The 24,040-nt window shown below is 38.3% G+C and carries 16 protein-coding genes, 2 tRNA genes and 1 pseudogene; all 19 read left to right on the top strand.

Features of this window, described 5'->3' with window-relative positions:
• Positions 1-423: 423 nt before the first annotated feature.
• The 19 genes and pseudogenes from ACTB00_RS03265 to ACTB00_RS03175 all read left to right on the top strand — a co-directional run bounded on the left by ACTB00_RS03265 (position 424) and on the right by ACTB00_RS03175 (position 23,998).
• A tRNA-Ser gene (locus tag ACTB00_RS03265) sits at positions 424-512 on the top strand.
• Between the two features lie 15 nt (positions 513-527).
• Positions 528-602: transfer RNA gene (locus tag ACTB00_RS03260), tRNA-Pro, on the top strand.
• Between the two features lie 310 nt (positions 603-912).
• Complete coding sequence (locus ACTB00_RS03255; RefSeq protein ID WP_463298516.1) at positions 913-2,130, top strand: site-specific integrase; 1,218 nt, start codon at positions 913-915, stop codon at positions 2,128-2,130.
• Positions 2,131-2,312: 182 nt separating this feature from the next.
• Positions 2,313-2,903, top strand: coding sequence for an RNA polymerase sigma-70 factor (locus ACTB00_RS03250; RefSeq protein WP_463298515.1), 591 nt, complete (start codon positions 2,313-2,315; stop codon positions 2,901-2,903).
• Positions 2,904-3,005: 102 nt separating this feature from the next.
• Positions 3,006-4,013: a FecR family protein gene (locus ACTB00_RS03245; RefSeq protein ID WP_463298514.1), complete on the top strand. Its 1,008-nt coding sequence runs from the start codon at positions 3,006-3,008 to the stop codon at positions 4,011-4,013.
• Between the two features lie 163 nt (positions 4,014-4,176).
• Positions 4,177-7,644 (top strand): TonB-dependent receptor, encoded by a 3,468-nt coding sequence (locus tag ACTB00_RS03240; protein WP_463298513.1) that lies wholly within the window; start codon positions 4,177-4,179, stop codon positions 7,642-7,644.
• 11 nt (positions 7,645-7,655) lie between these two features.
• A complete protein-coding gene (locus ACTB00_RS03235; protein ID WP_463298512.1) occupies positions 7,656-9,461 on the top strand; it encodes a RagB/SusD family nutrient uptake outer membrane protein in 1,806 nt (601 codons plus the stop codon).
• 17 nt (positions 9,462-9,478) lie between these two features.
• Positions 9,479-10,402, top strand: a complete 924-nt coding sequence (locus ACTB00_RS03230) for a DUF5017 domain-containing protein (RefSeq protein ID WP_463298511.1) — start codon at positions 9,479-9,481, stop codon at positions 10,400-10,402.
• A 90-nt stretch (positions 10,403-10,492) separates the two neighbouring features.
• Positions 10,493-12,892, top strand: a complete 2,400-nt coding sequence (locus ACTB00_RS03225) for a T9SS type A sorting domain-containing protein (protein ID WP_463298510.1) — start codon at positions 10,493-10,495, stop codon at positions 12,890-12,892.
• Positions 12,893-12,912: 20 nt separating this feature from the next.
• Entirely contained in the window at positions 12,913-13,650 is a 738-nt protein-coding gene (locus ACTB00_RS03220) for an SGNH/GDSL hydrolase family protein (RefSeq protein ID WP_463298509.1), read from the top strand.
• 4 nt (positions 13,651-13,654) lie between these two features.
• Positions 13,655-14,833 carry a sialidase family protein gene (locus ACTB00_RS03215; protein ID WP_463298508.1) on the top strand — a complete coding sequence of 393 codons (1,179 nt, stop codon included), beginning with the start codon at positions 13,655-13,657 and terminating at the stop codon, positions 14,831-14,833.
• A 4-nt stretch (positions 14,834-14,837) separates the two neighbouring features.
• A complete protein-coding gene (locus ACTB00_RS03210; protein ID WP_463298507.1) occupies positions 14,838-16,262 on the top strand; it encodes a sulfatase in 1,425 nt (474 codons plus the stop codon).
• A 1-nt stretch (position 16,263) separates the two neighbouring features.
• Positions 16,264-17,691, top strand: coding sequence for a sialate O-acetylesterase (locus ACTB00_RS03205; protein ID WP_463298506.1), 1,428 nt, complete (start codon positions 16,264-16,266; stop codon positions 17,689-17,691).
• 93 nt (positions 17,692-17,784) lie between these two features.
• Entirely contained in the window at positions 17,785-18,312 is a 528-nt protein-coding gene (locus ACTB00_RS03200; RefSeq protein ID WP_463298505.1) for a NanQ anomerase/TabA/YiaL family protein, read from the top strand.
• 52 nt (positions 18,313-18,364) lie between these two features.
• A complete protein-coding gene (locus ACTB00_RS03195; RefSeq protein WP_463298504.1) occupies positions 18,365-20,323 on the top strand; it encodes a glycoside hydrolase family 97 protein in 1,959 nt (652 codons plus the stop codon).
• 19 nt (positions 20,324-20,342) lie between these two features.
• Complete coding sequence (locus ACTB00_RS03190; RefSeq protein WP_463298503.1) at positions 20,343-21,494, top strand: glycoside hydrolase family 43 protein; 1,152 nt, start codon at positions 20,343-20,345, stop codon at positions 21,492-21,494.
• A 30-nt stretch (positions 21,495-21,524) separates the two neighbouring features.
• Entirely contained in the window at positions 21,525-22,208 is a 684-nt protein-coding gene (locus tag ACTB00_RS03185; protein WP_463298502.1) for a sugar-binding domain-containing protein, read from the top strand.
• Positions 22,190-22,390 (top strand): annotated as a pseudogene (locus ACTB00_RS03180) (hypothetical protein); the annotation flags it as partial. The gene ACTB00_RS03185 and the pseudogene ACTB00_RS03180, both read left to right, overlap by 19 nt.
• A 9-nt stretch (positions 22,391-22,399) precedes the next feature.
• The gene (locus tag ACTB00_RS03175) at positions 22,400-23,998 is read left to right on the top strand and encodes a glycoside hydrolase family 2 TIM barrel-domain containing protein (protein WP_463298501.1); all 1,599 of its coding nucleotides are present in this window, start codon (positions 22,400-22,402) and stop codon (positions 23,996-23,998) included.
• The last annotated feature ends 42 nt before the right edge of the window (positions 23,999-24,040 follow it).

The raw sequence follows: 24,040 nt of genomic DNA, 5'->3' as shown, positions 1-24,040 counted from the left end.
CGATATAAACTGTTGAATTTACCAAATTTGAACTAATGCGGACAATATCTTTGTGAAAGAACGTTTTCTTAGATCAAATATAGTTTTCGGAAGCTGACTTTCCAAGTAAAATGTGGGATTTTATAACATTTTAAGAATATCTCATTGATTTATAATACGATCGGATAAGGCAATGTTTTTCGAGATTAACTTTCTCATTTTTTCTGCGTACAAATGCCCTCGAAACCCTTGTTGTTATTGTTTTTGCTTGGCAATAAGCCACTTCGCTTTTAAGGGGTGAAAATGATTTGTTTTTTTGTCGAAATAATTTTGCGAAAGAAAAAAGTAGTTCTATATTTGCACGCACATTCACAAAGGGGTAAGACCAGAGTGAAACAGTTCTGAAGAGAATTAAGGAGAAAAAAATTTAGTCACGATATTTCAGGAGAGATGGGTGAGTGGCTGAAACCACCAGTTTGCTAAACTGGCGTACTTCGCAAGGGGTACCGGGGGTTCGAATCCCCCTCTCTCCGCATTAAAATATTATTCGGGATGTAGCGCAGTCCGGTTAGCGCACCTGCTTTGGGAGCAGGGGGTCCCAGGTTCGAATCCTGGTATCCCGACAAATTGGGAAATCAAAGAGCATCAAAAGCCTGTAAATTGTATGATTTACAGGCTTTTTTGATTTTAGCCATATCAATTCATATCAGAAAATATCACAATTCAGGTGAGTTAAACGGTGAGTCTTTTTTTATTTTACCTTTGAACTCACCAGAAGGGCTTAATCGTTTGTATTTCAGTTGTTAATAAAGGTCATTTTTGTAATTATAGACCATGATTTTTGACCGGTTTTGGTGAATTCCGGTGAGTCTTTTGGCCTTGTTTTTCAACTGAAGCAGTTAAAACAGATTAAACTGATAAAAATTGAATGATATGAAAACAACCCACACCTTTGGTATCCAGTTTATTATCCGGACTGGCAAAAAGGACAAAGACAAGGCGCTCGTTTATGCCAGAATTACCGTAGAGACGCGCAGGATCGAGATTTCCCTGAAGAAAACCATCGCAGTTGAAGAATGGAATAAAGCTCGTGGAATGGCCAAGGGCTTTAGTCCTGAAGCCAAAAAGTTTAACAGTTATCTGGAGCATGTCCGTTCGCAACTGACCGACGCTTACCGGGAGTTGCAGATCAACAAAGAGAAAATTACCCCGGAAAATATTAAAGTGCTTTTTCTGGGTGATTCTGATGAGCACACGCTGATCGAACTGGTGGATTATCACAATACCACGCAAGCCAGTGTCCTTTCCCCTGGGACGATGAAAAATTACCGGACCACAAAAAAGTATCTGGAACGGTTCCTGAAAAAGAAATTCAAGGCTTCGGATATTTATCTGGTGCAGGTTAACTACAAGTTTATCACTGATTTTGAATATTTCCTGAGAAATTACCAGCCTTTGGATCACCAAAAGCCTATCGGGAACAACGGGGTGATGAAACACCAGGAAAGATTTCGCAAAATGATTAATTTGGGATTCCGCCTGGGTTGGATCACCCAAAATCCGTTTGACTCCTACAAATTGAATTTTCGCAAAGTTGACCGAGGGTTTCTAACGGAGAGGGAGCTGGATGCCATTGAAAACAAAAAGCTCAAAGTCGAACGGTTACAAATTGTGAGGGATGTTTTTGTTTTCAGTTGCTACACCGGCCTTTCTTATATTGATGCCATTAACCTGAGCCCGGATGAAATCAATTTGGGAATAGATGGCCAATATTGGATCTTTTCAAAAAGGCAAAAGACAGATACGAAGCTGAGAATTCCGCTCCTACCCAAAGCACTGGAAATAGCTAACAAGTGTCAGAAACATCCCAAATCAATCAGCAGAGATAGAGTTTTCCCGTTAATCTCAAATCAGAAGTTGAACAGCTATTTAAAAGAAATTGCCGACTTATGCGCGATAAGAAAGAACCTGACTTTTCATTTGGCGCGGCACACTTTTGCGACCACAGTTACCTTGAGCAATGGTGTCCCAATTGAAACAGTTAGTCAGGTGCTGGGACACAAAAGCATCTCGACGACTCAGATCTATGCCAAAGTATTGGAGAAAAAGATTAGCGAAGATATGGGAAAGCTCAAGTTGAAGCTGAGATAACAAATTTTGCTATTACTCCGCTCAGGCATATTGGCCCTGTATTAATCCGGATCAATTACGTTCCGGCATCAATGACAAAGAAGGCAGAGTATCGGAACAAAAAATGAGATTCCTTGCCGGATGGATTGATTAGACTAAGTTTTGTTTTTTTGTTAGTTTTGTCACACCTGGAATTAATTGAAATGACTGAACCCGAAGCACAACTTGTAAAGAAAATTATGAATGGCGACGATGTTGCCTTCAAAGTTCTCTACAATAAGTATTTTCCGAGATTGTATTATTTTATTTACGAGTTCATTCGCATAGATGACATCGCGGAGAATATTGTGCAGGATACATTTGCAACGTTTTGGGAGAAACGGCAAACCTTAAAGGAGGATATGAATGTCAGTTCTTATTTATATTCTGTTGCAAGGAACAATTGTTTATACCGGCTTCGGGATCAACGCTACAGACGAAAACTATTCACCTCAGGCTTAGCCGCTCCGAATGAATTGAACCAAAATCTAAAAGCTTTAGATGCAATTGACACGTCAGTCCTGGTTTTTAACGAGATTGAGCAAATCATCGATAGAACGTTGGAAGATTTACCTCCTCAGTGCAAAAAGGTATTTATGCTGAGCCGGTTCGAAGGAATGAAAAACAGGGAAATCGCAGAAGAACTCAATATTACGACCAAAGCTGTTGAAGGGCATATAACCAGAAGCCTGAAAATATTTAAATCAACATTAAAAGATTACCTCCCATTGGTGACCTATATTTTTATTTCATAACATTCTGTTTTTAAGAACAATAAGCTGGTTTTTGCATTTTTATTCAAACCTTTTTTTAAATTTCATATAGGGTAAATTCAATTTCGTGCAAATAATAAGAGTATGGAACGAAATGTGAAAAATACTGAGGACATAATGAATCTTGCCGCAGGCTGTATTGAGCCAGGACGTGAAGAAGAATTGTTTTCAGAGATCGAAAAGGATCCGGAAAGTGAAAAGATATATAACAAGGCAAAAGCAGCATGGGCCTTTCTGGCATCATCCAAGGATATGCCGGAATACAAGATTGAAAATTCATACAAAAAGCTACAAGCAAGACTAAACCCGAAAAGTAAAACATTCCGTTTAAAAACAAACCTTTTTTTAAAATACGCCGCTGTTCTGCTACTGTTTTTGTGTACACTACCGTTAGCATTCTACCTGAAAAATCAATTTAGCAATGAGACCGACTTAAAATACACATCAGTAGTTGCCAAGTATAAACAGATCGCTGAAGTCATTTTACCGGACAGCTCAGTTGTATTATTAAACTCAGGAAGTACGTTAACATACAACAACAACTACTCTCGGGATAATCGTGATGTATCCTTAATAGGAGAAGCCTATTTTGACATCAAAAGGAATAAAAAAATCCCATTAACGGTTAGTATTAATGATTTTAAAGTGAAGGTTTTGGGAACTAAGTTTAATGTCAGCGCTTACCCGGATGACCAGGAGATAACCGTTGCCCTAGAAACAGGAGCAGTTGAATTGCAGCATGAAAAAAGCAAATCCTTCAGTTATAAACTGGAGCCTGGAGAAATAGCAGAATATAACACAGCGATAAAAGATGTCAGGGTGAAAAAAACATCCATAGGAGATTATACCGCATGGAAAAATGGGTTGTTAGTTTTCAAAGATACACCAATGGATGAAGTCATTAAGATATTGGAAAGAAAGTTTAACGCAGATTTCATCGTTGAAGATTCTGCCATTTATGACCCTGCGTTTAATGCAACATTCCAAGACGAGAATCTGGTTGAAGTTCTGGATTACATTAAATTCACATGCCATGTCAACTATACTCTTGGTAAAGATGATAGCAACAGAACAATAATAAGGCTCTACTAAAAATACTTGTAATTAACCTAAAACAAACGCTTATGAAATAACACGATGCTTAAAAAAAAGGAGATGCGACAAACACCTCCTTCTCTGTTCCTTATGTGCTTGAGCTCCTTAAACTTTGTGCACATAACAATTTGAATTACAAAACTCAAATCATTACAAATTTATGAAAAAAAATCATTATTCATGGATTTCCACGGCTAAGCTTCTGTGGAGATCGAAACTGTTAAAAACTATGAGACTAACGCTGTTTGCAATACTGGTAAGTGTAGTCCAAATTTTTGCTACAAACGCACACGCTCAGCAAACCCGTCTGAGCCTAAACCTGAAAAATACGCCCATAAGGAATGTGTTAGGACAGATTGAAAATCAGACCGATTTTTATTTTATCTATAACGCCAAAGCGGTTGATGTCGAAAAGGTGGTGAGTATAGAGGTTGAAAATGAGTCTATCCCTGAAATACTTGACAAAATTTTTGAAGGAGCAAATGTAGCCTGCAAGATCGATAAAAGGCAAATTGCGATCTCAACAAATTTACCTGAAAGTGCTGTTCAACAAAAAATCACCGTCTCTGGCCGTGTAACTGACTCCTCCGTCTCTCCTCTTCCTGGTGTCACTGTAATTATTAAAGGTACCACTCAGGGAATCATTACCGATGCTAACGGAAATTATTCAATCTCAAATGTTCCTGATGATGCCACACTACAGTTTTCGTTTGTGGGGATGGCTACTCAGGAAATTCAAATTGCAGGCAAGACTTCAATTGATGTGGTGATGGTCGAAGATGCGATCGGGATTGAAGAGGTCGTGGCTGTTGGTTATGGAACAGTCACAAAAAGAGACCTTACGGGTTCTGTTGCTCAGGTTAAATCTGAGCAATTAGTTCAGGCACCTGTAAAATCTTTTGATGATGCCTTAGCAGGAAGAATGGCAGGGGTACAAGTTAGTGCCACAGATGGTCAACCGGGAAGTTTACCCAATATTATTATTCGTGGAGGTAATTCAATTTCACAAGATAATTCGCCCTTATATATTGTCGATGGTTTCCCGGTAGAAGATAATGATAACAGTGCAATTAATACATCAGATATTGAGTCGGTTGATGTGTTAAAGGATGCATCAGCAACGGCAATATATGGAGCTAGAGGGGCAAATGGTGTCATTATTATTACAACCAAAGAAGGGCGCGAAGGTGCTTCTGAGATCAGGTTTGATACCTATTATGGTATACAAGATGATATAAACAGAGTGGAAGTTTTAGATCCTTATGAGTTTGTTCGCTTACAATTGGAAATAAATGAAGAAGAAGCTTCTAGTATTTATTTAAGTGAAACGACAACCTTAGACGATTATAAAGATGTAAAGGGAATAGACTGGTATGAGAAAATCATGAGAACAGCCCCTATACAGAATTATAATTTATCGATATCGGGAGGTAATGATAAAAGCAAGTATTCTGTTACTGCATCGTATCTTGATCAAAAGGGGATATTTGTAAATACTGGATTTAAACGCTACCAGACCAGAATTAACTTGGAAGAAACAATAAGCAAGAATTTAAAATTTGGAGTTAAAGCAAACTATGGGGATACCAAACAATATGGTACGGTGGCAACAACCAACGAATCAAATTATTTGGGAGCCAGTTTAATGAATAGTATTTGGGGGTACCGCCCAATAACTGGTATTGCAGATGGTGACATTGATATCGAAAGCTTATTGGTTGATCCGGAGATGGACACAGCTGATGAGTATAGAGTCAATCCGTTGATACAATTAGAGAATGAGGTCAGGGAGAAGCTTTCAAGTAACTTAATGGCTAATTTTTATGCGGAATATACCATCATAAAAGGATTAAAGCTAAGGGTCACAGGCGGCGCAAATATCATACGTTGGCGGAACAATCAATTTAATAATTCGAAGACTAGAACTGGTAGCACTTATTTTCCCTTTTCATTAGGTCCAAATGGAAGTCAGGCTGCTACGAATGTTAAAAGTTTCATGAATGAAAACACCCTTTCATATAAAACTAAAATAAATAAAGATCATACCATTAGTGCTCTTGTTGGATTTACTCAGCAAACCAGGAAAATAGATTCATTTGGGGCTACGGTAATACAAGTTTCGCAAGAATCACTGGGATTGAGTGGTTTGGATACGGGAACGCCATATGAAGTGATGTCATCAAGTTCGAACTGGGGATTACAATCTTTATTGGCCAGGGTGAATTATGGATATAAATCAAAATACCTTATAACAGCTACAATGAGAGCTGATGGATCGTCTAAATTTAATCCGGAAAATAGATGGGGATATTTCCCTTCAGGTGCTTTTGCTTATCGCCTAAGTGAAGAAGAATTTATCAAAAAAAATGATTTTATTTCGAATATTAAACTTCGGACTAGTTACGGGGCTACAGGTAGTAATCGGGTAAGCGATTTTGCTTATCTTGCATCAATAGGGACTAATTATTCAACTGGTTATTCTTTTGGTAATCAAACACCAACACGTGGTACTTACGCATCCGATTTGGGTAATGGTACACTAAAATGGGAAACAACAACACAGTTGGATTTGGGTATTGATATTGGCTTATGGAATGAACGCCTTTCCCTGACTTTTGATTACTATGATAAAGTAACCAAAGACATTCTTTTAAATGCAGATCTTCCAGTATCAACAGGGTTTGCCAGTGCTTATAAAAACATCGGAAAGGTTGGCAACAGCGGGATTGAACTAACAATCAATACCGTTAATGTTCATAATAGCTCATTTTCATGGAACTCCAGTTTTAATATTGCTTTTAACAGAAGTGAGTTGCTTAGTTTGAGTGAAAACCAAGAGGCTTTAACGTCAAGCATTAGCGCCATATCAGGAGCACTTTATAATATTCCACAATATATTGCAAAACTAGGCCAACCTATCGCACAGTTTTACGGTGTCGTATTTGACGGTTTATATCAGATCGACGACTTTGTTCTTCAATCAGATGGTAACTATGCATTAAAGCCTGAAATTACGGGTAATGGAGGTGTTCGTACTTCAATTAGGCCTGGGGATGCTAGGTACAGGGATATTAATAATGATGGATTAATCAATAGCAATGACTATACGGTTATTGGTAATCCCAATCCTGATTTTATAGGCGGACTAAATAACTCCTTTAAATACAGGGGATTTGACTTGAATATATTTTTTCAATTCTCGTATGGAAACGATGTTCTTAATGCGAATAAATTGCTATTTGAGAATGGGATGTATTTAAATATGTTCAAGAACCAATTTGCATCATTAGCCAATAGATGGACTGAAGAAAACCAGAATACTGATATACCAAGGTTAAATGGTTATGGAGCTTATTTCTACTCTTCAAGGCTAGTAGAAGATGCCTCCTTTTTACGGCTTAAAACAATTTCACTTGGGTATAATTTCCCGACAAATATTTTGAAATATTTGAGTTTAGTGAAGTCTTTAAGGCTATATGCTTCTGCCCAGAACTTACTAACCTGGACTAATTATTCAGGAAGCGATCCTGAAGTATCAACTAGGCATTCTGCATTGACCCCCGGATTTGATTACTCTCCGTATCCAAATTCAAAGACTATCATATTTGGACTAAATGTAAAATTTTAATTTGCAAAAAAATGAGAAAACTAAATAAATTACTGTTAATAGGTTTGGTGATTTTAATATCATCATGTGATGTGCTGGATACAACTCCTACAGATTTTATTTCGCCAAAAAATTATTTCCAGAACGAAGCCGAAATCGGAGAAGCACTGGCGGCAGTATATGATATTCTTGGTTTAGGAGGTATTTATGGAGGTGTTGCAGATCTGGGCATAAAATACAATTGTACCGATGAAATGTTTTTCAGGAATTCAGGTTCAACGAATGGAATTCAGGTTTACAATTATACTGCAAAAGATACCAGAGGAATATGGTTGTCGATGTTTAGAGGTGTTGAACGAGCTAATATATTACTGGAAAATCTAGATAAAGCTGAAATGGATAACTCTAAAAAGGAGGTTATTCGTGGTGAAGTAAAGTTTTTAAGGGCTTATTTTTATTTCATCATGGTTCAAAATTATGGCGACGTACCTTTAAGGGTGCATTCTACAGAATCTGTTGAGGATATTTATTATGCGCGCACACCGGCAGCTGAGGTTTACGATTTTATTTATAATGAGATGGTGGAAGCAGAAGCAATGGTCAATCCAATTACTGAATATAGCCATGCAGGGAAAGTCACTAAATCAGCTATTCAGGGATCATTGGCAAGGGTATGCTTATTTATGGCCGGATATCCGAATTATATAGATGGAAAATATGAAGATGCCTTATATTGGGCAGAAAAACTCATTAGTTCAGGGTTACACCAACTTAATACTGATTACTCACAAATATTCATAAATCTTGCACAGGACAAATATGATACTAAAGAAAGCATCTGGGAAGTTGAATTATATTCGGAGGGATCTACTGATCCTTACCGGGAATGGGGACAATGGGGTAATGTTATAGGGATATATCAGACTAATGTTAATTATGGATATGCATTAGCATATTATAAAGTCCATGAATATCACTACCAGAGATATAGTGAAAGAGATATGCGAAGAGACTGGAATATTGCTCCATATAACTATAAAGGTAATAATACAGATGTAAAGGTGTTTTGGGCGGCCAATAAAATATACGATCGTTATGTTGGTAAATATCGAAGGGAATATGAATTAATTGAAAACAGAGCAAAAGGACAAACCGGTATTAATTTTCCACTGCTTAGGTATTCAGATGTCTTGCTAATGGCAGCAGAGGCAGAAAATGAGTTGAATGGTCCTACTTCAAAAGCATTATCTTATTTGAATGAGGTTAGAAGACGTGCTTATGGAAGTGGAAAAAGTTTAAAATCTATTGATGTAACAAACGGAGGAAGTGGTTATACTTCAGCACCAACTGTTACCATCTCTGAAGGAAATGATCAGGCAGGTATCCTTCCAACAACAGCAACTGCAAAGGTGTCAGGGGGAGTAGTAACAAGTATTGAAATTGAAAATTACGGTACGCTTTACAATGCTGTGCCTACTGTTATTCTTTCAGGTGGTAGTGGAGCAGGAGCGACTGTAGTAGCCAATTTGACTACCATTGATGATGCCGATTATAAATCATCAGATTTATCAAGTAAAGATAGTTTTAGAGAAATTATACAAGATGAACGTGCCAGGGAATTGTGTTTTGAAGGTATGCGTCGTGTTGAATTAATCCGCTGGGGAATCTTTGTTCCTAAAATGAAAGACCTAGCAAATTTCATTTCTAATTCAGCGCCTAATAATTATAAATTTGCGTCCAGAGCTGCAGATAACATTTCTGAAAAGCATAATTTGCTTCCTATCCCTGAGGCAGAATTGACGCTCAACAAAAAACTTACACAAAATCCAGGTTGGTAATTTTAACAAGAAAAAAAATGAAGAACTATATATTTTTATTGGCTTTATTAATTATAATAGCCCTACCTAGCTGTACTGAAGATAAATTACGCAATGTTAGTTTTGATGTGGATATAATATCAACAAGTTATAATGTTGGCGACACGGTAAAATTCAATATTAGTGGAGATCCTGATTTAATCACTTTCTATTCGGGAGAACATGGGAAGTGTTATGAAAATATAGATAGAACAGAAGCCACAGGAACACCAATCCTTCAGTTTACTACTTTACGTGAAAATGGAACAGAATCAGGAAATATTTCATTAATGATATCTTCTGATTTTGAAGGAATTTCTGTTGAAGATACTTCAGTTACTGTGTCTAGAATAAAAAGTGCCAGATGGAAAGATATTTCCAATAAAGCAAGTTTGTCAACCGGGTCGAATATGAACTCAGGCGAAGTAGATCTTAGTCAGTATGCAGACGCAGACAAACCTGTTTTCATAGCATTTAAGTATGTTGGGAGCCAAGGGCAAACACAGAGTAAATGGACCATTAAAGACCTTACTGTTACCAATACATTGTCAGATGGTTCTGTCTATACCATAGCAGACCTTTCGAAAGGATTAATTTCCAATTATGGTATTTCAACCATGATTAGTCCAGGATGGGTTTCTTATAGTACAGAAGGTGATAATTGGTGGAACGTACAAAGCACTTCAATTATCATCAATGGAACCAATAACGATGTTGAGTCCTGGGTATTTAGTGGCCCGATCAATTTAAAACAAGTTGTACCCGATTTAGGAGTAGCAATTCAGGATTTAACAACACGCATAGATTCATATACTTATGTTTATGAAGCTACAGGCACTTATAAAGCAAGTTTTGTTGGTAGTAATAACAATGTATACGGGATTGAAGAGGTTGTAAAAACATTTGAGATAACAGTAGAATAAGACCATTTGATCAGGTCACTGATATTTTGAATGTAGGAATTATCAGAGGCCTGATATTTAGCAACTTAATACTAACAAACAAAATTGAAAATGTCAAAAACAATTTTTATACTCTTCCTATGTCTTTTTTTGCGAATTTTTGATGGATATTCTGAGCCCAATGATTCCATCCCGGAGGATGTTTGGATAGGCATGGACATGGGGGCAGGAGGATATTTAAATGGCTGTCAGGCCGGACCAACTGGTATTATGTTATTGATATCGGATTTAAGCGGTGCATATATTTCAAAAGACAGAGGGCAGAGCTGGAAAAACATCGGATATGAGCAAGGTATAGAAAATACGCATGCGAGTACTATGGGATTTGATCCGGTAGATAGTAATGTTATGTTTATTGGAGTAGGTGGAGGCATTTATAAAAGTAAAGATGAAGGCTCCACATTCTATGAAAGCTTGGATAGTATGTTTTGCACTGAAATATGTATTTCAAAAAACAACCATCAAATTGGATATGCAGGTGGAAACTCTAAATGGAATGTTGCAGATGGAAGCTTATATCAAACAACAAACAATGGTGACAATTGGACAAAGCTTTCCACTAATTTACCAACAGAGGATTTTATGATCCATAAAATTGTGATCAGCAATAATGATCCCAATAAGTTGTATCTATTATCCCATTCGGGCAGATTTGCTGAAGCAGACAAAGCACTATTTTTTAGTAAGGATGGTGGTTCAAATTGGATAGAAATTAATCCGGCTTTATTGCATGGTGAGATTAATGATTTTGCTGTTGATCCAGTTAACGAGGATATTATCTATGCCAGTCGAAATGGAAACAACACAGACGTTTTAAAAAGTATAGATGGTGGTGAGAATTGGAAGATTGTAATTAATAAAAATACTGGACTCCTTGTAGTTAAACCAGATATGCCCAATGTAGTTCGCTGCATTTCATCATGGCGATTAATTGAAAGTTCAGATTATGGAGAAAATTGGATTTTTCATCCGGCTTGGCCGTCTTCCGATTATTTACCAGGACGAAGATGGGTAAATACCTCCAGGAAATGTGAAGATTTGTCAGATTCCGATACTTACTTCTGGACCAATTCATGTTGGATTTTTGCTTCATTTAATGGAGGAAAGAACTATAAGCAACTGTGGACGACAGAAATGCCCGATAATACAGGATGGTGGATTACAAGAGGGGTCGAAAACACGGTACCATGGGACATTGAAATAAGTCAGGCCAACTCAGACATTATTTATATCGGATTCTATGATATGGGGATGTGGAGAAGTTTAGATCATGGTAAAAGCTGGCAATCCTGTAATAATACTGATCTTACAGGAACTTGGGTATGGTCGGTAGATGATAATTCGAAGCAAGGTGTTGGTGGCAATACACGTACCATTTGCGCTGATCCAGATAGAGAAAACGTTGTTTGGGCAACAATCCAAGGTAACCAAAAACAAAAAGCATATCTCTGTAAAAGTACAGACTATGGAAAATTCGACAGCTGGATTACTTCAGAAGGATTGCCTGATGCAACCGATATTATGGGACTTTCAATTGATTATAATAGTTCTCCATCTAATAGAACGTTGCTGGTAACAGTGGAGGGTAATATTTATAAAAGTGATAATGATGGGGCAGATTGGAGACTACTTGTAAAAGATTTGAATTGTAAATATACATTAATAGATAATCATAACAGCGATTATATGTATGCCGGAGGTGATGATGGATTATACAGGTCGGTAGATAAGGGCGAAAACTGGGAAAAGATAGGATTACCGGAAATGACTTTCATTCATGATATCAAATTTGATCCAGTAAGTTCCGGAACCATTTATGCAGTTTGTTTTGGAGAAGGTAAAGGTTTGTATAAAAGTAATAATTACGGAGTAAATTGGTCGAAAGTATTAACAGATGATTTCTTAAGGGGAGTTGCTATTGATCCACTCAACACGATGAATATCTATGCGGGATCGTCAAGTGCAAAAGCTGCCGGAGGGTATAAGGATGGATCGAATGGATTTTTGTGTTCACGCGATCAAGGGGCGACATGGAATAAAGCTAATGAAGGATTATCATGGCCTTTTGTCTCACGTATTGAAATCGACCCTGAAAATCCGGCTTATGTATTTATTGGAGCAAATGGTATGGGATTTAAAAAACGATACTTCAATAGCTTAAACAATGCATCAACAAGTATTAAATCTAAAATTAACTTATATTCAGAATATAAAACTATAGTTTACCCGAATCCAGCAGGGGATCAGTTAACGATAATATTAGATCCGGTATTCAAAAAAGAACAAATATTCATGACCTGTATGGATGTAAATTGTTCTTTATTAATTAGAAAGGTGTTGAGGTATGAGGATAAAATAGTATTAAGCATGGCAGGATTCAATAGTGGTATTTACTTTTTAAGTATTCAGACAAATGATCATAATGAACTTGTGAGATTTGTAAAAAAATAATTAAATAATATTGAGAATACATGAAAAACACTAGACGAAATTTTATAAAAAAAGCAATGGTCAGTGGTGGTTTAATACCATTTGCAGGTGATTGTTTAAAATTGTTTAACGACAGTGAAAAAAAGATATCACTAAACAAAAATGCGACAATACTTTTTCAAGGAGACTCTATAACCGACTCTTTTCGTTTGAAAGAGGAGCATCCTGTCAACTACCAAAGATCAATGGGAGTTGGTTATGTGCATAATGTTGCTGCATATCTTTTAGGTAAATATCCTGAAAAAGAGTTTAAGGTTTACAATAGAGGTATTGGTGGAAATAAAGTTTCTCAGTTGCTTCAAAGATGGGAGAAAGACACAATTGCTTTAAAACCGGATGTACTAACAATTATTATTGGAATTAACGACTATTTTCATTTTAAGAAAAATAATATATCGGTTGATAATTATTATAATGATTATCACGAATTGATAAAATCTACTATGGAAGCATATCCCAATTTAACACTCATCATTGGAGAACCTTTTACAATTGATCATCCTAATGTAGACAGGAATAAATTATTTGAATTTCAGGAAGTTGCAAAACGAATTGCAAGCGAGTTCAATGCCAAATTTATTCCGCTGCAATCCATTTTCGACAAGGCATTAAAAGTTGCTCCAAAATCATATTGGAGCCGTGAAGGAGATGGGATTCATCCGTCTTTGGCAGGAGCTTATCTTATTTCAGAACAATGGTTAAATCAGTTTAAAATATAATACAATGAAGAAAATAAATTTTACAATATTCTTATTACTAATCATTACTCTAAGTTCTTTTGCAAAAGACAAAAAATATAAACTCCCTGGAATAGGGGTTTACCACATGCATCCCGATACTGAAATTTACCTGGGGTCACCATCTATTATAGTTCTAGAAGACGGCACATATGTTGCAACTATGGATAAGTTTGGAGCAAAAGTTAGAGAATCAGAGAAACCGACCCAAACATTAGTATTTCGTTCAAAAAACAAAGGGAAAAGCTGGAAACATATTTCAACACTTGAAAACTCATTTTGGGGAAATTTATTCTTATTCAAAAATGAACTTTATTTAATGGGAACTTCTGGTGGATATGGAGATTTACTTATTCGTAAAAGTCTGGATGGGGGAAAAACTTGGACAGAACCCAAAGATAAGAATACGGGATTACTGCGCCAAGATGAACAGTACCATACTGCACCCGTTCCGGTAGTCATACACAATGGGAGAATCTATCGTGCTATTGAAGACCGGAACCCTCCTGAAGAATGGGGCGTTAATTTTAGGGCGATGGTTATTTCTGCACCAGTTGATTCTGATTTATTAAAGGCTTCCAGTTGGGAGACAAGTAATAGGATCAGGTATAATCCAGACTGGAAAGGTAAAGCCTGGCTAGAGGGGAATGTCGTTGTAAACCCAGAAGGTCAGGTTGTTAACATTATGCGAAATGAAATTTCGGATAAAGGGCCGGGTAGAGCTTGCTTGTTAAAAGTGTCGGACGATGGTAAAAAGATATCTTTTGATCCTGAAACAGGATTTATTAATATGCCGGGAGGTAGTACGAAATTTACAATACGTTTTGATGGAAAGACAAATAAATACTGGTCAGTAGCTAATTATATTCCTGAAGAATGGGTAGGAATAAGACCTAATCCCGGTGGAATGAGAAATACATTAGCGTTAATCTCTTCAAAAGACTTATATAATTGGGAAGTTGAACGAGTTTTAATAAAACACAAAGATTTTAAAAATGTTGGTTTTCAATATCCCGACTGGCAATTTGATGGAAAGGATATTGTTACATTAATCAGAACAGCTTATCCTGAACCTGATGGAACTCCTGCTCATAATTTTCATGATTCAAATTACATGATGTTTTATCGGGTTAAGAATTTTAGAAAGAATAAGAAAACAAAATGAGTATATGAAAAAATATAGAGCTTTGGTAATTTTATTACTGATTTTTCTTTCTGCTTGTTCTCAAAAACAGAATTCTCAAAAATCAGTTGTCGAAAGAAAACCGAATATACTTTTTATCCTAATTGACGATTTAGGTTGGCAGGATCTGGAATGCTATGGCAGTACTTTTTATGAAACACCAAACATAGATAAGATACGATCAGAGGGAATGATGTTTACTAATGCCTATTCTGCATGTCCGGTTTGTTCTCCAACCAGGGCAAGTATTCTTACCGGGAAAAATCCTGCACATATACAGTTTACAGGCCACATTACCCGTATAGGTAGACATCGTTATCCCGAACACGGACGAATTATTCCACCAAATGATAAGATGCATGTAGAGCTGAGTGAGATTATGATTCCTGAAGCGTTGAACTGTATGGGATATGCCACAGTAAGTATAGGTAAATGGCATGTCGGTGATAAAGAGATGTATTTTCCTACTCACCAAGGTTTTGATCAGAATATAGCAGGTTATGAAGATGGAAGTCCTCCAACTTATTGGGGACCTTACGAATCAGACAGAGACTGGAATTCTATCATCAAAAATTTACCGGACAGGACAGAGGATGAATACTTAACTGACAGACTTACGGATGAGGCAATTAAGTTTATTAAGGATCATAAGGAACGACCATTTTTTATGTATTTGTCACATTATGCTGTTCATACCCCATTGGAAGCACCCGATTCACTCGTTCAGAAATATGAAGAAAAACTGAAAGAGAATCCTGTACAGAAAAGCGCGACTTATGCTGCCATGATTGAAAAGGTGGATGATAATGTTGGAAGATTGCTGGATGAGGTAGACTTACTGGGATTGACAGATAATACGATAGTTATCTTTTACAGTGACAATGGAGGAACGACCGAAGCAACAATTAACACTCCGTTGAGAGAAGGGAAAGGCTTTTTATATGAAGGTGGAATTCGTGTCCCACTAATTGTAAAATGGCCAGGACATATTAGATCAAACACGAAGTGTGATGTTCCCATTATAAGTGATGATCTATATCCAACCATTATGGAAATGATTGGAGAAGGAACAAAACCAGCAAAAGATATAGATGGAATAAGTCTACTACCCTTATTAAAAGAGCAAACTACAAGTTTAAATAGAGACGTACTATGTTGGTATTATCCACATTATAGTCCGCAGGCTCAAATGCCAGGATATGCAATAAGGAAAGGTAATTATAAACTCATTGAGCATTATGATCCAATTAAACTGGAACTATTTGATTTAAGTAATGATTTGAGAGAAACCCATAATCTTGTTGAAGAAATGCCCCAGAAGGTTGAAGAGTTAAAAGCATCATTTCAAACATGGTTAACAAAAATGCATCCGGTTATGCATACTAATAATCCAAGTTATTCTGAAAAGTAAGATGAATAGTAAAATTAATTTTCGCATTTTTTTGATAATCCCCGGCTTAATTATTTATTCTTTAATTACTAAAGCTGAAATTCAATTACCTTCCATATTTTGCAATAATATGGTTTTGCAGCAACGGTCTGATGTTGCAATCTGGGGTAAAGCCGAACCGGATAAAGAGGTTGAGCTAGTTACCTCCTGGAATCAACAACAATATACGACAAAATCAGATCAAGCAGGAGAATGGAAGCTCGATATCGCAACACCTCAAGCTGGAGGACCCTATTCAATTATTATTTCTGATGGGGAAAAACTGGAGCTTTCCAATGTTTTAATCGGAGAAGTATGGATCTGCTCTGGTCAATCTAATATGGAAATGCCAATGAAAGGATTTCGCAACCAGCCCATCTCAGGAGGACAGGAAGCTATCGTTAGATCAGAAAATGAATTTATTCGCTTATTTACAGCAAAACGAATGGGTAGTTTAACTCCGTTGAATGATCTTGAAGGAAGTTGGGAAGAATGTGTTCCCGGTCATGTAGCCAATTTTAGTGCAACTGCTTATTATTTCGGGAAACTACTCCAGGAAACCTTACAGGTGCCGATTGGATTAATTAGTACGAACTGGGGCGGATCGATAATTGAAGCATGGATGAGTCAGGAAGATTTGCAAGAATATGATTTTGTTACTATCCCAACCGGAGTAACAGAAATCAAAAATCCTAAGAGAACTCCCGTGGTGTTGTATAATGCAATGATTCACCCGATAGTTGGTTATGGCATCCAAGGAGTAATTTGGTACCAGGGAGAAGCTAACCGGGATCACCCCAAAGAATATGAACAATTATTTCCCGGGCTTATTAACAACTGGAGGAGCCTTTGGGGAGCTGGAGACTTCCCGTTTTACTATGCTCAAATAGCGCCATTTGATTACTCCTACAGTCATACTAAAAATTCGGCTTTCCTACGCGAAGCACAACTGAAAACGTCTGAAAAGCTATTGAATACCGGGATGGCTTGTTTGATGGATGCTGGCGAAGAACATTGTATTCATCCTTCGAATAAAAAGGCTGCGGGAGAACGGTTGGCTTTTCAGGCGCTAGCTAACACCTATGGAACAGAAGGTATTGCTTATTCTGGTCCCACGCTAAATGAAATGACGATTGATGGAAACAAGGTTACCCTGACCTTTAAGCATGCAGAAAACGGATTAACAACTTTTGGAAAAGAGCTTATTCATTTTAAGGTTGCAGGTGCGGACAAAGTATTTTACCAGGCAAAAGCAACGATAGAAAGGAATGGTACAATTGTATTGTTATCCGATCAAGTCAAAGAGCCGGTAGCGGTAAGATATGCTTTCGAAGATTTTGTAGAAGGTGAACTGTATAACACTGAAGGATTGCCTGCTTCATCGTTTAGGACGGATGATTGGGAAGAATAAAACCATAAATTTAATAAGATGCATTATTTCAAATTGATACTCCTTTTAGTAGTTCTGATTTCCTGTCAGAACAATCACATACAATCATCAAAAATGGATGATAATCATCAAAATTGGTTTAATAACGGAACTTGGAAACAAGGCTGGAGTGTTACTGCAGATGAATCAATAGATTCAGTAGAATTTGAAAAACAATATGCCAAAAATCATGAGCGCTGGGAAAAGGCATTTCAGTTTTTGGCGACAACCAATCTTAAGACTATTGAACCAGGTAAATATGAACTGGATGGTGAATCTTTGTTTGCCAAAGTTGATCAATATAATACAAGGGATGAAAAAGATACTCGTTATGAGGCTCATCAAAAATATGCAGATATTCAGTATCTGATCTCAGGTAAGGAATACATTGGCGTTGTTGCACTTTCAAAAATGCAGAAAATCACTGCTCCTTATAGCAATGAAAAGGATATTGTTTTTTATAACAGTACAGAGCAAAATTACCATCTGGCAGACAGCAGCAGGTTTTTTATTTTTTTCCCAAATGATGCACATCGCCCTTGCAGAAAAGTTGACGAAAATGAAGCAGTTAAAAAGGTTGTCGTTAAAATAGCATTGGACTGAGTGAAATTCACTAACTAACAGGGAATAAATCAACTAAATCAAAATAATAACAATGAGACACTACACTATTCAATTTATTTATCTTTTAGCTTTTTTGCTTGTATCTTTAAAGTTGTCGGCCAAAGTTTACCAGGTGAGTTCACCGGATGGTCAAATTGTCACCACGATTAATACTGATGATGGAATCAGCTGGTCATCCACGGTAAATGGCACGGCTGTTTTCAATCAGAACAAAATAAGCCTGACGGTTAACGGAGACGTTCTGGGAGCAACGGCAAAAGTTAAAAAAGCCAAAGAAACGGCTGTCTCCAGCAAGGTTGAAGCGCTTGTCCCGGTTAAGTCCAGGACAATCGACAATACTTACAATCAGCTTACGCTTACATTTAAGAATGATTTTGCTGTAAGCTTCAGGGTGTTTAATAACGGAGTTGCCTATCGCTTTGAGACTTCTAAGAAAGGAGAAGCTATTGTCAATGATGAGCAGGTGATGTTGAACTTTGCGGGCAATTACCCGATTATCTTCCCTGAGGAAGAAACATTGTTGTCGCATTATGAGCGCCTTTATAAAAATGAAACCCTGTCATCACTGGATGAAGGAAAATTTTGCTCACTTCCAACATTAATTGAAGGGGATAACAATATCAAAATCGGGATTACCGAAGCTGATTTGTTTGACTACCCGGGTTTATTCCTGGAGGCCACAGCCAGTCCAAGGTTAAACAGTAAATTTCCAAAGGTAATCCTGGAATTAAAGCCCAAAGGAGATCGCAATATTACCGTTGTTAAAGAAGCGGATTACATTGCTAAAACCGAAGGGAACCGTACTTTCCCCTGGCGTGTGTTTATGATCAGCCAGGAAGATAAAGATTTAGTGGAAAACCAGATGGTTTACCTGCTTTCCCGTGAATGTAAGATCGAAGATCCTTCCTGGATCAAGCCCGGTCTGGTTGGCTGGGACTGGTGGAACGACAACAACCTCTACGACGTTGATTTCAAGTCAGGTATTGATAACCAAACGTACAAATACTACATTGATTTTGCATCAGAATATGGCATACCTTATATCATTTTAGATGAGGGCTGGTCGAAAACCACCACTAACGTATTGGAATCGCGACCGGAAATTGATATTCCGGAGCTTGTTGCCTACGGCAAAGAACGGAATGTGGATTTAATTTTATGGTCTTTGTGGGGACCGGTTGACAAGGATATGGATAACATCCTGGATCGCTTTGCCGAGTGGGGAGTGAAGGGAATGAAGGTAGACTTTATGTCCCAAGCTGGTCAATACATGGTTAATTTTTATGACCGTATCGCCAAAGCCTGTGCTGACCGTAAACTGCTGGTTGATTTTCACGGGGCCTATAAACCATCGGGATTACGCCGGGCTTATCCTAATGTGATTAATTATGAAGGAGTTAAGGGAATGGAAAACTGCAAATGGAGTAATGTGATCACCCCGGAGCATGATGTAACCCTGCCTTTTACCCGGATGTTAGCCGGTCCGATGGATTTTACTCCCGGAGCGATGCGTAATGCGCATCCGAAAGATTATACCAAGAGCCACAGCAACCCGATGAGTCTGGGAACACGTTGTCATCAACTGGCGATGTATGTGGTTTATGATGCCCCTTTGCAAATGTTGTCAGACAGTCCGAGTAATTATTACAAGGAAGCGGAATGCACCCTGTTCCTGAGCCAAATGAAAACAGTTTGGGATGACACCAAAGTCCTGGATGCCAAGGTTGGAGATTACATTGTAACAGCAAGAAAGAGCGGATCGGACTGGTATATTGGAGCGATGACGGATGATGACGCAAGGACCCTATCGATTGATCTTTCTTTTCTTGAATCAGATGATTATGAGATAGAAATTATGCAGGATGGTATCAATGCAGATAAGGCAGCACAGGATTACCAGCATATTACTAAAAAGGTTGACAAAAATTCAAAAATCGAAATTCCGATGGCTTCAGGTGGTGGCTGGGCAGCTGTTTGTCGGAAGTTATAATTGATGAGCACAGTAGAAAATGAAAGTAATCATTACGCTTTTATCTTTAGTATTATTGAACTCTGTTTGCAGTTGTTCAAGTCAGGAGGAGTATTCATCGTTTCATCCCGAGAAGCTTTGGAAAGATAATAATGGAGTCCATATCAATGCCCATGGTGGAGGCATTCTATTTCATGAAGGTACCTACTTTTGGTATGGTGAGCATAAAGTGGAAGGTAAGGCCGGGAATATTGCCCAGATTGGTATTCATGTTTATTCTTCTACGGATTTATACAACTGGAACGATGAAGGTATTGCCTTAAGTGTGGTTGAAGATAATCCGGAACATGATATCACCAAGGGCAGTATTATGGAACGTCCGAAAGTCATCTACAACGAGCAAACCGGGGAGTTTGTGATGTGGTTTCACCTGGAACTAAAAGGACAGGGCTATGGCGCTGCCAGAGCTGGTGTTGCCGTTTCCAAGACCCCCACAGGACCCTTTGTATTTGTAGAAAGCTTTCGACCCAATGCAGGCTACTGGCCTTTAAATGTTCAGGCTTTTCATAAAGAGCCTGTTGCTGATGAAGTTAGAAGTGCCTACGGTGGTTATTTTGGAGGTTTACCCGCTCACCCGGACAGCTTAAACTTGTTGGGACGTGATTTTGAAAAAGGTCAAATGTCCAGGGATATGAACTTGTTTGTGGATGATGATGGTACAGCTTACCAGATTTATTCTTCTGAAGAAAACAGCACCCTGCACATATCCCAGTTGACTGATGATTACCGGTCTTATTCGGGTAAATACGTTCGGTTATTCTCGGAAAGATATATGGAAGCACCAGCACTATTTAAGACAAGCAATGGAAGATATTACCTGGTTGCTTCTGATTGTACAGGCTGGGCTCCCAATGCGGCCCGTTCGGTTGTGGCTAATAGTATCTGGGGACCGTGGAAGGAGTTGGGCAATCCATGTGTTGGAGGGGACGCTGAGTTAACTTTTCACTCTCAAAGCACCTATGTTTTACCGATCGGGGGAAAAGAAGATGCCTTTATTTTTATGGGTGACAGATGGAATCCGGATAATGCGATTGATGGCAGATATGTTTGGTTGCCGGTTCAGTTTGAAAATGAGAAACTAAAACTGGAATGGATGGATCAATGGGATCTGTCATTTTTTGATGAGCAATAGAACAAATGAAACAATTACAATATTAGACTAATGATACGAAACCGATTAATTTTATTTTTATTAATTCTCTCGGCATTAAGCTGTAGTCAGAATAACAATAATGAGCCACGAAACACGGTATTGCTGGATGCTGGTTGGTTGTTTCACCAGGGAGAAGTTTCAGACGGTGAAAAGCAGCAGCAAAGTATGGATGGTTGGGAACAGGTGACAGTCCCCCACGATTGGGCCATCTCGGGTGAGTTTGATGAGATGATTGATGCGCAGAAAACCATTGTCATTGAAGATGAAGAAAGAGTACCGAAGCTTAGAACCGGCAGAACAGGAGGTTTACCTCATATTGGCATTGGTTGGTATCAACGAAAATTAGATATTCCACAAATATGGAAGGATAAACGCATTTATCTGGAGTTTGACGGAGCGATGAGCCATGCTAAACTCTACATGAATGAACAGTATGTTGGAGAGTGGCCCTACGGTTATGCATCATTTGGATTTGATATTACCGATTTTATTCAACCAGGAGGTGAAAATCTGTTGGCTGTACGTTTGGAGAACAAACCATTTTCTTCTCGCTGGTATCCGGGGGCAGGAATTTACCGCAATGTGCGGATGGTGGCCACAAACCCTGTTCATGTCAAACGTTGGGGAACCTATATTACCACACCTGATATTGGACAGGAGAAGGAACTGTCAACCTGCAAACGACTGTTTTAAACCAATCAGGGCAATCAGGAGAACTGACTCTGCTTACTGAAATCATTAGTCCCGAGGGCTCGGTTGTCAGTAAAAATAAGAAGCAGTTTTTCATTGAAGAAGAACAAGTAATAGATCAACAGTTAAATGTTAGTTCACCTGAATTATGGGATATTGATAATCCTGTTCTTTATCGGGCTGTAACTCATATTATGGATGGTACAAAAGAAGTGGATCAATACGAAACCAGTTTTGGCTTCAGGTATTTTGAATTTACGAGCAACAATGGATTTTTCTTGAATGGTAAAAACCTGAAAATGAATGGAGTTTGTATGCATCATGATCTGGGGCCATTAGGTGCAGCAGTGAACGAAAGCGCTTTGCGCCGTCAATTGGAAATGTTACAGGAAATGGGATGTAATGCAATCCGTACCAGTCATAATCCGCCTACTCCCGAATTACTAAAACTTAGTGATGAGATGGGATTATTAATAATTGATGAAGCTTTCGATGAATGGAAACATGCAAAAGTAGAGAATGGTTATCATACCCTATGGGATGAATGGGCTGAAAAGGATTTGGTAGCCTTTATTCACAGGGATCGAAATCATCCTGCCGTAGTTATGTGGAGTATTGGAAATGAAATAAGAGAGCAAGGCATTGAAGGAGGAGAGAAGTATTGTCAGTTTTTGGTGGATATTTGTAAGAGGGAAGATCCAAGTCGTCCGACCACAGCTGGTTTTAACAACTGGGAGGGAGCCATTAAAAATGGTTTTGCCGATATCGTTGATGTTCCCGGATGGAATTACAAACCTCAGCATTACAAGTTTATCCACGAGAAGTTCCCTGAATGGAAGATGTATGGAAGTGAAACGGCATCAACAGTAAGTTCACGGGGAGAATACTTTTTCCCTGCAGAAGTGAAAGTTCATTTCACTCGTGAACCCTATCACTGCTCATCTTATGATATGGAATACCCGCGTTGGGCTACTTCGCCAGATACCGAATTTGCTGCTCAGGATTCCTTTGATTATATGGCCGGCGAATTTGTCTGGACTGGTTTTGACTACCTGGGAGAGCCAACACCTTACAATATTGAGTGGCCTGCCAGAAGTTCCTATTTTGGAATTATTGATTTGTGCGGTATTCCTAAAGACCGTTATTTCCTATATCAAAGTAAGTGGACTGACAAAGAAGTATTACACCTGTTGCCACATTGGAATTGGGACGGAAAAGAAGGAGAGATTATCCCGGTACATTGCTATACTGGTTTTCAGAAAGCGGAACTGTTTTTAAATGGGAAAAGCCTGGGGATCCAGAAGAAGGATCCGACTCAGCTTTATCGTAAATACCGTTTAGTCTGGGATGTACCCTATGAAGCAGGAGAATTAAAAGTGATTGCACTGGATGAAAATAATCAACCGGTAAAAGAAACAGTAGTTCGAACAGCCGGAGAGCCTTCTGCTATTAAGCTGGATGCATATAGCGAAAGCATTAACGCAGATGGGAAGGCACTTGCTTTTATTACTGTTTCAGTGGTCGATAGCCAAGGAACAATTTGCCCGAGAGCTAATAACCTGGTTAAGTTTACCGTTGAAGGAGAAGGGGAGTTAAAAGCCGTAGGAAGCGGAGATCCAACAAGCTTGGAGTCCTTTGTTGAACCACAACGAAAAGCGTTTAACGGGCAATGTATGGTATATGTACAGAACACTACCACCCCAGGTGATATCCGGCTGCAAGCCAGTTCCAAAGGTCTTGACGGATCCGAGGTGATCATAAAGGTCGCAAGGTTGTCTCTGAGGGTAGATTGATTTGCCCCATTTTCCTTTGGCATTAAGCCGAGATGTATTGAA

Source organism: Sunxiuqinia sp., from assembly GCF_055140945.1.
The sequence above is the reverse complement of the archived record's forward strand: the minus strand, read 5'-3'. Positions and strand labels throughout refer to the sequence as shown.

Excerpts from the sequence above, each read along its gene's own strand:
- ACTB00_RS03200 (WP_463298505.1), top strand. The coding sequence starts at position 17,785 with ATGGATGATAATCATCAAAATTGGTTTAATAACGGAACTTGGAAACAA.
- ACTB00_RS03210 (WP_463298507.1), top strand. The coding sequence starts at position 14,838 with ATGAAAAAATATAGAGCTTTGGTAATTTTATTACTGATTTTTCTTTCT.
- ACTB00_RS03255 (WP_463298516.1), top strand. The coding sequence starts at position 913 with ATGAAAACAACCCACACCTTTGGTATCCAGTTTATTATCCGGACTGGC.
- ACTB00_RS03215 (WP_463298508.1), top strand. The coding sequence starts at position 13,655 with ATGAAGAAAATAAATTTTACAATATTCTTATTACTAATCATTACTCTA.
- ACTB00_RS03175 (WP_463298501.1), top strand. The coding sequence starts at position 22,400 with ATGGATGGTACAAAAGAAGTGGATCAATACGAAACCAGTTTTGGCTTC.
- ACTB00_RS03205 (WP_463298506.1), top strand. The coding sequence starts at position 16,264 with ATGAATAGTAAAATTAATTTTCGCATTTTTTTGATAATCCCCGGCTTA.
- ACTB00_RS03250 (WP_463298515.1), top strand. The coding sequence starts at position 2,313 with ATGACTGAACCCGAAGCACAACTTGTAAAGAAAATTATGAATGGCGAC.
- ACTB00_RS03235 (WP_463298512.1), top strand. The coding sequence starts at position 7,656 with ATGAGAAAACTAAATAAATTACTGTTAATAGGTTTGGTGATTTTAATA.
- ACTB00_RS03230 (WP_463298511.1), top strand. The coding sequence starts at position 9,479 with ATGAAGAACTATATATTTTTATTGGCTTTATTAATTATAATAGCCCTA.
- ACTB00_RS03195 (WP_463298504.1), top strand. The coding sequence starts at position 18,365 with ATGAGACACTACACTATTCAATTTATTTATCTTTTAGCTTTTTTGCTT.
- ACTB00_RS03190 (WP_463298503.1), top strand. The coding sequence starts at position 20,343 with ATGAAAGTAATCATTACGCTTTTATCTTTAGTATTATTGAACTCTGTT.
- ACTB00_RS03185 (WP_463298502.1), top strand. The coding sequence starts at position 21,525 with ATGATACGAAACCGATTAATTTTATTTTTATTAATTCTCTCGGCATTA.
- ACTB00_RS03245 (WP_463298514.1), top strand. The coding sequence starts at position 3,006 with ATGGAACGAAATGTGAAAAATACTGAGGACATAATGAATCTTGCCGCA.
- ACTB00_RS03220 (WP_463298509.1), top strand. The coding sequence starts at position 12,913 with ATGAAAAACACTAGACGAAATTTTATAAAAAAAGCAATGGTCAGTGGT.
- ACTB00_RS03225 (WP_463298510.1), top strand. The coding sequence starts at position 10,493 with ATGTCAAAAACAATTTTTATACTCTTCCTATGTCTTTTTTTGCGAATT.
- ACTB00_RS03240 (WP_463298513.1), top strand. The coding sequence starts at position 4,177 with ATGAAAAAAAATCATTATTCATGGATTTCCACGGCTAAGCTTCTGTGG.